Source organism: Stenotrophomonas sp. YJH_SMC_79 (assembly GCF_059367995.1).
In genome coordinates this window covers 453306-464958 of record NZ_JCAFRK010000001.1, presented here as the reverse complement: position 1 = coordinate 464958, position 11653 = coordinate 453306, and the positions used below count along the sequence as shown (strand labels likewise).

Annotated in this window: 9 protein-coding genes; 6 read left to right on the top strand and 3 right to left on the bottom strand. The window is 66.7% G+C overall.

The features are described 5' to 3' along the window. Positions 1–62: 62 nt before the first annotated feature. Positions 63–2261, top strand: a complete 2199-nt coding sequence (locus AC5P57_RS02285) for a TonB-dependent receptor plug domain-containing protein (RefSeq protein WP_495219423.1) — start codon at positions 63–65, stop codon at positions 2259–2261. Positions 2262–2311: 50 nt separating this feature from the next. On the opposite strand, the gene AC5P57_RS02280 is transcribed toward AC5P57_RS02285, so the two are convergent. Then, positions 2312–2932: a LysE/ArgO family amino acid transporter gene (locus tag AC5P57_RS02280; RefSeq protein WP_262236175.1), complete on the bottom strand. Its 621-nt coding sequence runs from the start codon at positions 2930–2932 to the stop codon at positions 2312–2314. A 106-nt stretch (positions 2933–3038) separates the two neighbouring features. Here AC5P57_RS02280 and AC5P57_RS02275 point away from each other — a divergent pair, with 106 nt between their 5' ends. From AC5P57_RS02275 to AC5P57_RS02255, 5 genes are all read left to right on the top strand, one after another. Further along, complete coding sequence (locus AC5P57_RS02275; protein ID WP_099552415.1) at positions 3039–3932, top strand: LysR family transcriptional regulator ArgP; 894 nt, start codon at positions 3039–3041, stop codon at positions 3930–3932. Positions 3933–4010: 78 nt separating this feature from the next. Next, the gene (locus AC5P57_RS02270; RefSeq protein WP_262236174.1) at positions 4011–5417 is read left to right on the top strand and encodes a TolC family protein; all 1407 of its coding nucleotides are present in this window, start codon (positions 4011–4013) and stop codon (positions 5415–5417) included. After that, entirely contained in the window at positions 5410–6423 is a 1014-nt protein-coding gene (locus tag AC5P57_RS02265) for an HlyD family secretion protein (RefSeq protein WP_075674992.1), read from the top strand. The genes AC5P57_RS02270 and AC5P57_RS02265 overlap by 8 nt, the downstream gene beginning before the upstream one ends. Further along, positions 6408–7595, top strand: coding sequence for an ABC transporter permease (locus tag AC5P57_RS02260; protein WP_262236173.1), 1188 nt, complete (start codon positions 6408–6410; stop codon positions 7593–7595). The genes AC5P57_RS02265 and AC5P57_RS02260 overlap by 16 nt, the downstream gene beginning before the upstream one ends. Beyond that, a complete protein-coding gene (locus AC5P57_RS02255) occupies positions 7592–8719 on the top strand; it encodes an ABC transporter permease (RefSeq protein WP_262236172.1) in 1128 nt (375 codons plus the stop codon). Before AC5P57_RS02260 ends, AC5P57_RS02255 begins: the two co-directional genes overlap by 4 nt. 127 nt (positions 8720–8846) lie before the next feature. Here the strand turns inward: AC5P57_RS02255 and AC5P57_RS02250 are convergent, their stop codons facing one another. After that, positions 8847–9215: a glycine zipper 2TM domain-containing protein gene (locus AC5P57_RS02250; RefSeq protein ID WP_032127541.1), complete on the bottom strand. Its 369-nt coding sequence runs from the start codon at positions 9213–9215 to the stop codon at positions 8847–8849. Between the two features lie 165 nt (positions 9216–9380). Further along, positions 9381–11603 carry a methyl-accepting chemotaxis protein gene (locus AC5P57_RS02245; RefSeq protein WP_142807532.1) on the bottom strand — a complete coding sequence of 741 codons (2223 nt, stop codon included), beginning with the start codon at positions 11601–11603 and terminating at the stop codon, positions 9381–9383. Positions 11604–11653 lie beyond the last annotated feature (50 nt).

The following is an 11653-nucleotide window of genomic DNA, read 5'->3' as shown; positions in this document are numbered from 1 at the left end:
CCCGGCCGCGGGAGGACCTGCTGCGGCCCGCTGTCCCGCCGTGACAAAGGAACCGCACGACTATGCGTCGATCTTCGCCCTCCCCGACAACACTGCGGCCACACGCGGGCGTGTGGCTCACCATTGGCTGCCTGATGGGACCAGCGAATGCCATGGCCCTTCCACCAACGACACCCTCCCCTTCAAACACGACCGATCTGGATGCAGTGCACGTCCAGTCCGAGCGCTACGACGCTCGCCGTGACGACACTGCGAGCCGCATCGTGGTGGACCGCGAGGCGCTGCAACGGCATGGCGATACCGACCTGCTGGAGGCACTCAAGCGCTTGCCCGGTGTCAGCGTTTCGAACAGCGCACCGGGCCGTCCAGGCACCGTGTCACTACGCGGCCTGGGCGCGGGCTACACGCAGATCCTGTTGAACGGCCAGCGCACACCCGCCGCTTTCAGCCTGGACTCACTGGCCACCGATCTGATCGAGCGCATCGAAATCCTGCGCGCGCCCTCCGCTGATCAGGGCATGGGTGCCATCGCCGGCACACTCAACATCGTCACCCGTGCACCGGTTGCAAAAGACAGTCAACGGCTGACGGTTTCATGGACGGATACCCAAGGGCGCATGACCCCATCAGCGAGCTGGCGGCAGGCCCGTTCCAATCTCGACCGTGATGTTTCACTGACCGCCACGGCAACCGCCCGCGCATTCCTGGCAGAGGAACGCAGTAGAGAGGACGCCTGGGATGGTGTTGGTACGCCGTTGCTGCATCGACAATCGCGCCTGCGTGCCACCGGCCAACGCAACAGCGTTTCGCTCTCGCCCTCACTGACGTTCAGAACCAGCGATGACACCACCCTTTCGCTGCAGGCCCTGGTGGACGCGTCCGACTTCCGTCGCGACATGACCATTGATTGGGACACGCTGCTGGGCCCGGCACTACGCACTCCCCATTACCGGCAACGCACGCACCTGCGCCTTGACCAGGGCCAGGTCAGTGCAGAGTGGGAGAAAAAACTGTCGGATGGAGGCAGCCTGAACCTGCGCCTGGCAATGGACGGAAACCGGGAGGACTACCGCTTTCGCGAACAAGGACAGGATGAGGCACAGCAGGATAATCTTTTCGATCGCACCGATGCGAAGCTGCACGTGCTGGGTGGCACCACCCGCGTGAAGTGGACCCTGCCGGCGTGGGGCCGCCATACACTGCAGGTCGGTGCCGAAAGCAGCATGGACTCGCGGCGTGAATCCCGAGTGCAGCAATTGCATTCTTCCCCCAGCGAACCATCGACGGTCAGCGACCTCTCCTTCGATGCGCGGCTGAATCGTGTGGCGCTGTACGCGCAGGATGAGTTTCCTTGGGGCGCGCGCAGTGCCTTCTACGTCGGCGGTCGCTGGGAACAACTGCAGACCCGCAGCGAAGGTCGGAATTTCGCCACCACGCGTCACCGTGCCAGCGTGTTCACGCCGGTCCTGCAGGGCCTGTGGAAGCGTGCAAAGGGCAAGGACCAGCTACGGGTCTCATTGAGCCGCAGCTTCCGCGCACCAGCGCTGCGCTCGCTGGTCCCGCGTCCGTACACCTCTACCAACAACCGTCCACTGAACCCCGACGAGATCGGGAATCCATCGCTGCGTCCGGAACTGGCGTGGGGTCTGGATGCGGCTTGGGAAATGCACGGCGGTGAAGGTACTCAAGGAAGCATCGGCGGCTACCTGCGTCGCATCGATGCACCGATCCGCAATGAAACGGTGCTACGTGACGGGCGCTGGGTATCGACGCCGGTCAACGGTACCCGCGCCATGGCCTGGGGAATCGAGATGGATGGCAGGATGCCGCTGGCACGCCTGTACCGCAGAGGGCCGGATATCGAGCTGCGCGGCAACGCCACCTGGAACCACTCCCGGGTCAGGGATCTTCCCGGGCCTGACAATCGGATTGAAGACCAGGTGCCATTCACCGCCAATGCGTCGCTCGATTACCGCATCTCATCGCGCTGGAGCAGCGGCCTGGCCTACACCCATCGCAGCGGAGGCAGAATACGCTACAGCCTGAGCGAGCTGGACATCACGTCCTATCGACGCGAACTGGAAGCCTGGGCACAGTACGCGACCGAGCGGCACGGCAAGCTGCGCTTGACCGCCTCGAACCTGTTGGCGCAGGACATCGAGACCGGCCAGTGGCGTTTCGACGAAGGCGGGTCGCAGGTACTTCGCAACACCCGACGTTCCGTACCCAGCCTTCGCCTGCAATGGGAGCTCCCGCTGTGATCGATGTATGCACGAAGTACGACTCAAGCGCGCGGTACCCGACCGCGCACTCATGGCGATAGAGGACGCAACAGCAACAACGTCGCAAGGCAGAACATGAACATCGCCATGCCAGCATCCAGCACCCGCCACGCAGACGGCCTGCGGAACACCGGCTGCAACAGGCGCGCGCCATAGCCCAGCGTGCAGAACCAGATGACGCTGGCTGTGCAGGCGCCGGCAGCAAACGCCCAGCGCAGATCGCCCGGATAGCGCGTGGACAGGCTGCCCAGCAGCACCACGGTGTCCAGATAGACGTGCGGATTGAGCAGGGTGAAGGCCAGGCAGGTCAGCAGCACCTGCCGTCGATCGCCACCGTCCACGTCACCCGCCGCCAGTGCACTGCCACCTCGCCACGCGCGCAGCCCGGCCTGCAGGCCATACCAGAGCAGGAAGGCCGCGCCACCGAAACGCAGCACCTGCAGCAGCAGCGGCCACTGCAGCACCAGCGCACCCATGCCGCCAACGCCGGCAAGGATCAGCGCGATGTCCGCACCTGCGCAAGCCAGCACTACCCTCCCCACATGGCGCTGCTGCAGGCCCTGGCGCAGCACGAAGGCGTTCTGCGCGCCGATGGCGATGATCAGGCCGGCACCTGCGAACAGGCCGGCGGCGGTAGCAGCAATCCACATCGGGACAGGCCAGGCAGCGGGGGGACGCGCAGGGTGCGGCCAACGGACACGTTAAGACAAACTGATTTTTCTTTATCCTGTGCAGAAATACTGAAGAGGTGCCGGTGTGGACCTGGTACATCCACAACTGTCCGCATTTGCTGCAGTGCTGGAAGAAGGCAGCTTCGAGGCCGCCGCACGCCGGCTGTCGATCAGCCCGTCGGCACTGTCGCAGCGGATCAAGGCCCTGGAGGACCGACTTGGCCAGGTGCTGGTGGTGCGCCAGGCACCGTGCCGGCCCACCGCCGCCGGTGAGGCACTGCTGCGGCGTGTGCGGCCGATGCAGGCGCTGGAGGCCGAGGCAGTGGCCGAACTGCTGCCCGAACGCGGCAGTGACGCCGCGCGCACGCCAATCCCGCTGGCGGTCAACGACGACTCGCTCGACACCTGGTTCGTGCCGGCCATCGCCGACCTGCACCAGCGCCATGGCTATCTGTTCGACCTGCGCATGGACGACCAGGACCACACCCTGCAGCTGCTGCGCGATGGCAGCGTGCTCGGCGCGGTCACCGCCGAAAGCCAACCGGTGAAGGGCTGCAACGTGCATCCGCTTGGCGCGATGCGTTACCACGCCATCGCCTCTCCCGGCTTCGCGCGTCATTACTTCAGCGACGGCATGCAGGCCGCGGCACTGGCGCGCGCACCGATGCTGGTGTTCAACCGCAAAGATGAACTGCAATGGCGCTTCGTGCGGCGCCTGACCCGCGCGCACCTGCAGCCGCCGCTACACTACCTGCCCTCCTCCACCGGCTTCGTCGAGGCCGCCGCGTGCGGACTCGGCTGGGGCATGGCCCCGGAAACGCTGGTCGCGCCCGCCGTGCGCGCCGGCCGCGTGGTGGTACTGGAACCCCGCCGCTGGCTCGATGTGCCGCTGTACTGGCAGCATGCCGCCGTGCGTTCAAGCACGCTGCAGCACATCACCCAGGCGCTGCGCACTGCGGCCAGCGGCACCCTTCGTTGAGGACAGACCGATGACCGCAGACCCGGGCTTCACGCCGCGCGCACTACCGTTTGCGCACTTCTTCACCATTGGGACGGCATGGGCGTGATCGGCCGACGTACAAGGATGCACTGCGCGAAGGCCGCGCTGGCGCTCGCGCTGGCAACCTGCCTGCCACCCGCTGCGCTGGCGCAGACCACCGGCGATACACCCGCATTGGACTGGGAACAGGCGCGGCAACGCCTTGAACAGGTCTCCGATGCACTGGCCGCCGCCGATGCAGCGGTGCGCAACAAGCAGGACCTGCAGGAAGCCACCCGCCTGCTGCGCCTGCCGGAAATCACCGGCGAAGTGCGCCGCCTGCAGTTCCAGAAGACCCTCACGCTGCCACTGGGTTCACTGGCGCCGGTGGCCGAGGCCTATGGCATTGACTCGCCGCTGTCGTTCACCGAACGCGACTGGCGTACCCGCCCGGTGGTGACCGCGGTGCTGCCGCTGTACACCGGCGGCGTGATTCCGGCCGCTCAACGTGCCGCCAGCGCCGCCCACGAGCAGGCCAGCGCCGAGCGCGAAGCACAGCGCCAATCGCTGACCGTGCAGCTGGCCCAGGCCTATTTTGGCCAGCGCCTGGCCGAGCAGGCGGTGGACGTGCGCCGCGATGTGCGCGATGGCCTCAACCGTCACCTGTCCGACGCGGAGAAGCTGGAACGCGAGGGCTTCGCCACCCGCGCGCAGCGCCTGCAGGCCACCGTAGCCCGCGACAAGGCCGAGCGCGAATTCCAGAAGACAGTGAACGACCTGGCCACGCTGAAGGCAGCGCTGGCCACGCTGCTGCGCAGTGGCGGTGAGGTGCAGCCGGTATCACCACTGTTCGTGCAGCGCGTGCCACTGGAACCGGTGGCCAGCTTCGAGCGCACCGCGCAGGCGCGCCAGCCGCAGATCGCACGCCTGCGGGCGATGGTGGCGCAGGCCGAACAGGGCGTGCGCGTGCAGCAGGCCAAGCTGAAGCCGCAGATCTTCGCCTTCGGCCAGTACGACTTCCGCCGCCGCGACGAGATGCTGACCGATCCGGACTGGGCATTCGGCATCGGCCTGAAGTACACGTTCCTGTCGCCGAACTCGCGGCCGGCGCAGATCAGCGCCGCGCGTGCGCAGCAGGACCAGGCAGAAGCCGGCCTGCGCGAGGCTGAGAACCAGGTCGCACTGGGCGTGCGCAAGGCCTGGAACGAGCTGGAAACCGCGCGCCAGCAGTATGTGCTGCTCGACAGCAGCATCGCCCAGGCACAGGAAAACCTGCGCCTGCAGGAACTGGCGTTCCGCGAAGGCCAGGCGACTTCGCTGGATGTGATCGACGCGCGGCTCGGCCTGGGCGGCGCACGTGTCGAGCGCGCGCAGGCCGCCTACCAATACGATATTGCGCTGGCACAGTTGCTGGAGGTCAGTGGACAGATGGACCGTTTCGAAGAGTTCCGGCGGCGTGCGGACGAGGTGATCGACCATGAGTGATGTGCTGCACGACGATGCGACGACGCCCCCGGCCAAGCGCCGTCTGGGCCCGATCCTGATAGTGGTGCTGCTGGTCGTGGTGGTGCTTGGCCTGTGGCTGGCCTGGCGCAGCCCGGCCGACCAGATCCAGGGCATGGCCGATGCGGACACCATCAACGTGGCCGCCAAGATCACCGCGCGCGTGGCCGAACTGAAGGTGCGCGAGGGCGACCGTGTGCAGCCCGGGCAGGTGCTGTTCCTGCTCGACAGCCCGGAGGTAGCCGCCAAGGAACAGCAGGCCCACGGCGCATTGGCCGCCGCACAGGCGGTGGCCGACAAGGCCGACGAAGGCGCGCGGAGCGAAGATATCCGCGCCGCCGAAGCGAACTGGAAGCGGGCCGAAGCCGGCGCGACGCTGGCCGAAGCCACCTACCAGCGCGTGCAGAACCTGTTCAACGAAGGGGTGATGACCCGGCAGAAGCGCGATGAAGCGCATGCCCAGGCCACCAGCTCGCGCGAACTGGCGCGTGCCGCCCGCGCGCAGTACGACATGGCATTGGCAGGCGCACGCGAGCAGGACAAGCGCGCCGCGCAGGGCCAGGTGCAGCAGGCGCAGGGCGCGGTGGCCGAAGTCAATGCCGCGCGTGTCGAAGTGGAAGGGCGCGCGCCGGTCGCCGGCGAGATCAACAAGCGCATGGCCGACCCGGGCGAACTGGTGCCGGCCGGCTACCCGGTGTTCACCCTGGTCGACATCGACCGCATGTGGGTGGCGATGAACCTGCGCGAATCGCAGATGCAGGGCCTGAAGGTCGGCAGCAAGCTTCAGGGCAGCGTGCCGGCACTCGGCCTGGACGGCGAATTCGAGGTCTACTTCATCAACCCCGCCGGCGACTATGCAACCTGGCGTACCACCCGCCAGTCGTCCGGCTACGACGTCCGCAGCTTCGAGGTGCGGGTGCGCCCGGTACGCCGCATCGAGGGCTTCCGCCCCGGCATGAGCGTGCTGTTCGCATGGCCCCAGCACTGAGCCCCGGCCGCGGCGGCTTCGCCGCAAGCTGGCGGCGCGAGCTGCAGTCGCTGCGCGGCAACCGCGCCGACCTGCTGCTGGTCACCGTGCTGCCGCTGCTGATGCTGGCGGTGATGGCGTGGATGTTCACGCCTTCAGTGATGCGCGACATCCCGATCGCCGTGGTCGACCTCGACCACAGCAGTGACAGCCGCCTGCTGCTGCGCATGCTCGATGCCAGCCCCGGCGTGCGCATCGCCAGCCAGCCTGCGGATATGGAAGACGCACGTTCGCAGCTGCGCCGCCTGGATGTGTTCGCCATCGTGCTGGTGCCGCGCGATGTCACCCGGCAGGCGTTGCGTGGCCGCCAGGGCACGCTGTTCGCCTATTACAACGCCACCTACATGACGACCGGCCAATCTGCGGCGCGCGATATCGGCGACGCGGTCTCGGCCTGGAACGCGCGCCTGCTGCGTGAGCGTATTGGCCTGCAGGTCGGTCCGGGCAAGCTGCGTGCGGCGCCGATCGCGGTGCAGTCGGACATTCTGTACAACCCGGCGCGCAGCTACGAATTGTTCCTGCTGCCACTGATCTTCCCGGCAGTGCTGTCGCTGGTACTGGCGCTGGCAGTGGCCGGCAGCCTTGGCCGCGAGATCCGCGACGGCACCCTGCCCGCCTGGCTGGATCGCACGCCGTGGTCGGCGATTGCCGGCAAGGTCGCGCCGTACATCCTGCTGTTTTCGCTGTATGGCGCGCTCGGCATCGGTTACCTGGCCTGGCTGCGCGGCGATGGTGTGGCCGGCAGCGTGCTCGTGCTGCTGCTCGCACAGCCACTGTTCTACCTGGCAACGGCCGCCTACGCGTTGTTCTTCGTCGGCGTCACCCGCGACATGGGTACCGCGCTGTCCGCGGTCGGCCTCAGCATCGGCACCGCACTGGCATTTTCCAGTGCCACCTTCCCGGTGCTGGATGGCCCCCTGTTCACCCGCATCTGGCATCAGCTGCTGCCACTCAGCGCCTACATCAAGCTGCAGACCCAGCAGCAGTTCATCGGTTCGCCGCTGCAGGTTTCGATATGGCCGCTGACCACGCTGTTGTTGATGACGATGGTGGCCGGTGGCATCGGCGGCCTGCGCCTGATCGCCTTTGCGCGTACACCTGAAGCCGCGCAGCCTGCGGGAGCCGACGCATGAGCGCACTCTGGCGCAGCCTGCGGCAGACGCTGATGGCAGTGCTGTGCGACCGCTACGCGATCGTGGTGATGGTCGGCGCGGTGATCCTGTACTCGTTCTTCTACCCGGCCGCGTATCGCCACCAGGTGGCGGGCAACCTGCCGGTGCTGGTGGTGGACGAAGACCACAGCGCGACCAGCCGCGAGCTGCTGCGAAAGCTCGATGCACTCCGCGTTGCACGCGTGGTCGGGCAACCGGCGGACATCGACAGTGCGCGCCAGCAGCTGGAAGCCGGCCACGCAGAAGGGATCGTGCTGATTCCGGCCAACCTGGAGCGCGACATCCTGCGCGGCCATCCGGCCAAGCTGGTGCTGCTCGGCAACGGCGCCTACCTGGGCCGTGCCAGCTGGGTACTGGGCAGCGTGGCCGATGCACTGGGCGCGTTCGGGCGTGAGGCGGTAGTCGGCCAGGCCGCCTTCATGGGCGCGCCGCAGGCACCGCCGGTCACCCTGGTGCAGCGCCCGCTGTACAACACGCAGGAAGGCTATGGCAGCGCCATCGTGCCCGGCGTGGCCGAACTGATCGTGCACCAGACGCTGCTGATGGGCATCGGCGTCCTGCTCGGCGGCCGCCGCCTCGCACTCGGCCGGCGCCTGCGCTTCGACCTGCCGACCCTGGCCGGCATGGCGATGGGCTTCGGTCTGATCGGCCTGTTCGGCCTGTTCTACTACGCTGGTTTCACCGCCTGGGTGCAGGACTATCCGCGTGGCGGCAACCCACTGGGCCAGCTGCTCGGCGGCACCCTGTTCATCGCCGCCACCGTGGCTTTCGGCCTGTTCGTCGGCAGCTTCTTCCGCACCCGCGAACGCGCCTTCCAGTACATCATCGCCACCTCGATCCCGCTGTTCTTCCTGGCCAGCCTGTCGTGGCCGGCGGTGATGACGCCGCCACCGCTGGTCTGGCTGGCGCAGTTGCTGCCCACCACCTCGGGCATCAACCTGATGGTGCGCCTGAACCAGATGGACGCCAGCCTGGCCGAAGTCAGCCACGAACTGATCACCCTCAACGTCCTGCTGCTGCTCTACGGCAGCCTCGCCACCTGGCGCCTCCTCGCAAAAAAGGGGACGGAGGGGATTAAGTCGTAAACGGCCGGTTGGGGGAATTGCGACTTAATCCCCTCCGTCCCTTTTTCCTGCAACGAAGAACGCCGGCGCGGGGCCGGCGTTCGGGTACTGCGGTGTGGAAGGGGAAACGAGGTATGGCTGTGAGCGATCAGCGGTAGACGCGTTCGCAGCGGCGTTCAACGACGCGGTCGCCGTTCTTCTGCTGGCTGTTGCCTTGGATCTGGCGACCGGCCGCACCACCGGCAACAGCACCGGCCACCGTAGCGAGCTTCTTGCCATTGCCGCCGCCCACCTGGTTGCCCAGCAGGCCACCGATCACTGCGCCGGTGGCGGTACCCGTGATGCGGTTCGGATCGCGCGAGTTGCGCTGCACTTCCACGTTCTTGCAGACCACGCGACTGCCGTCGTTGAACTTGCGTCCCTCATCGCGCGGCCCATACGTCTGCGCACCGGCCACCGACGAAGCCGCCAGCAGCGTGCCCAGCACAAGCAATCGGGTCGAGGTCTTCATGGCCATCTCCTGAGTTCCGGTATGGCGCAAGTGTCCTCCTGCGGTTGGCAACCGGAAGTGAAATGCGCGTGTCCGCCGCCTCATCGGCCATCGCGCGTTCAGGAAGAAAGTTGCGCCCATCGCGATCAACCATCGCGATGGGCGCCGTCTCCCTGCCGGCACGCGCTGTTGCTAGAACTCTTCCCAACCACCCGCGTTGGCAGCCAACGTCGGCTCGATGCGCGGCGACAGCACCGCCGGGCGTCTCACTGGCGTGACCGAGGCGGCTACTGCAGCAAGCGCGCGCGGGACCGATACGGCTGCCGCGGCCGCACCGGTGCGGAACACCGACACCGCCTCGGTCAGCAGGTTGGCCTGCTCTTCCATGGACCGCGCTGCGGCGCTGGCTTCTTCCACCAGCGCCGCATTCTGCTGCGTGGTCTCGTCCATCTGCACCACCGCCTGGTTCACCTGTTCGATACCCGAGCTCTGCTCCTGCGATGCGGCGGAGATATCAGCCATGATGTCGGTGACGCGCTGCACCGACGCCACGATCTCGCCCATCGTGGTGCCTGCCTGGCGGACCAGCGCCGAGCCGTCAGCGACCTTGCCGACCGAATCCTCGATCAGGCCCTTGATCTCCTTGGCCGCACCGGCCGAGCGCTGTGCCAGCGTACGCACCTCACTGGCCACCACCGCAAAGCCCCTGCCCTGCTCGCCGGCACGCGCGGCTTCCACCGCCGCGTTCAACGCCAGGATGTTGGTCTGGAAGGCGATGCCGTCGATGACGCTGATGATCTCGGCGATCTTCTTCGACGAGGCTTCGATGGCCGACATCGTGGTGACCACCTGGCCCACCACCTCGCCGCCCTGCGAGGCGACGCCATGCGCGCCGATGGCAAGCTGGTTGGCCTGGCGTGCGTGCTCGGCGTTCTGCTTCACAGTGGAGGTCAGTTCCTCCATCGACGCAGCCGTCTCTTCCAGGTTCGCCGCCTGCTGCTCGGTGCGCCGCGACAGATCGGTGTTGCCCGAGGCGATCTCGCCTGCCGCCAGGTTGATGCTGGACGCGCTGGACTGGATGCGGCCGACAATCTGCTTGAGCTGATCGACGGTGGCATTGCAGTCATCGCGCATGCGGGCGAACACGCCGTGGAAGTCACCCTGCATGCGTACGGTGAGGTCACCGCGCGAGATCGCCTGCAGCAGGGTCGACACCTGCACCAGGTTCTCGTCGGTGGTCTGCATCAGGCGATTGAGCCCGGCCACCATGTCGCGGAAATCATAGGCGAAGCGATCTTCATCGCCGCGCAGGCTGAAGTCGCCTGCCGCCGCGGCCGTCGCCAGCCGGCGGATCTCGCTGTTGATCGCCGACAGGCTGGTCTTGGTCTCGTCCATTGCCTGGGTGATCGCCGCCTTCTCGCCCGGCAACGGATCCATGTCCACCGACAGGTCGCCACGGGCATAGTGCTTCATCACCTCGATCAGCCGGTTCTGCACCTGCACGTGCGAACCGACCAGCGCATTGGTCTCATGTACCATGCGCCCGTAGTCGCCGGGGAAGGCACTCTCGTCCATGCGATAGCTGAGGCTGCCCGCATCGTGCTGGCGGGCCAGCTCGCCCTGCGCCGCCATCACCGACTGCAACTGCGCCTGCATGCGCTGCATCGACCTGAGCAGCTGCGTCACCTCATCGTTGCCGGACGCGTCGATGCTGTTGTCCAGCCGCCCGTTGGCGATGCCGTCGGCCAGCTTCACCGCACCCTCCAGCGGGCGGGTCAGGCTGCGGGTGATGGCCCACGCGGCCAGCGAGCCCAGTACCAGGCTCAACGCACCGAACACGATCGACAACGTGCCGGTCCAGGATTCGGTTGAACGGTATTCCTCGCGGCTGCGCTCGGTCAGCGCTTCCTGATGCCGCAGCAATGTCGAGATGGCCTCGTTCCAAGCGGTTGCCAGCCCATGCTCGGCGAGCAGTTCCTTGGCCGCGCCGTCGAAATCACCGGCCTTCATGCGCTCGTGCAGATGCTGGGTGGAGGCATCGGTGGCCTTGCGTGCCGCGTCGATCTTCGCAACCAGGGTATCGCCGGTGGCATCACGCGGAATCTTGATGTATTTGGCCCAGATGCCGTCGTAGGTCCGCGACAGCTCCTGCGCCTTCTGATAATCCTTGTCGAAATCCTCGCCACGCTTGATCACCATCAGCCGGCGGTGCATCAACACTGCGTTGTTGGTATCCAGCATGTCGTTCAACAGCCGCATCTTCACCATGTTGACGTCCACCACTTTCTCGAACTGGGCAGACTTCAGGTGATTTCCGTACAGCGCCAGGCCGACGATGGCCACGATGAACAGCAGCAGCAGACCAAACCCGGCACCCAGCCGGGATCCCACTCGGAGGTTGCGTAAGGCGAGCATCTCAATTCCCTTGATCATGGCCGTACGATCGATGGCGGCGCAGGCAGGGG

What these genes read in the sequence shown, in the direction of transcription:
- AC5P57_RS02260 (WP_262236173.1), top strand. Translation starts at nt 6,408, where the DNA reads ATGGCCCCAGCACTGAGCCCCGGCCGCGGCGGCTTCGCCGCAAGCTGG.
- AC5P57_RS02285 (WP_495219423.1), top strand. Translation starts at nt 63, where the DNA reads ATGCGTCGATCTTCGCCCTCCCCGACAACACTGCGGCCACACGCGGGC.
- AC5P57_RS02255 (WP_262236172.1), top strand. Translation starts at nt 7,592, where the DNA reads ATGAGCGCACTCTGGCGCAGCCTGCGGCAGACGCTGATGGCAGTGCTG.
- AC5P57_RS02250 (WP_032127541.1), bottom strand. Translation starts at nt 9,215, where the DNA reads ATGGCCATGAAGACCTCGACCCGATTGCTTGTGCTGGGCACGCTGCTG.
- AC5P57_RS02265 (WP_075674992.1), top strand. Translation starts at nt 5,410, where the DNA reads ATGAGTGATGTGCTGCACGACGATGCGACGACGCCCCCGGCCAAGCGC.
- AC5P57_RS02270 (WP_262236174.1), top strand. Translation starts at nt 4,011, where the DNA reads ATGGGCGTGATCGGCCGACGTACAAGGATGCACTGCGCGAAGGCCGCG.
- AC5P57_RS02245 (WP_142807532.1), bottom strand. Translation starts at nt 11,603, where the DNA reads ATGCTCGCCTTACGCAACCTCCGAGTGGGATCCCGGCTGGGTGCCGGG.
- AC5P57_RS02280 (WP_262236175.1), bottom strand. Translation starts at nt 2,932, where the DNA reads ATGTGGATTGCTGCTACCGCCGCCGGCCTGTTCGCAGGTGCCGGCCTG.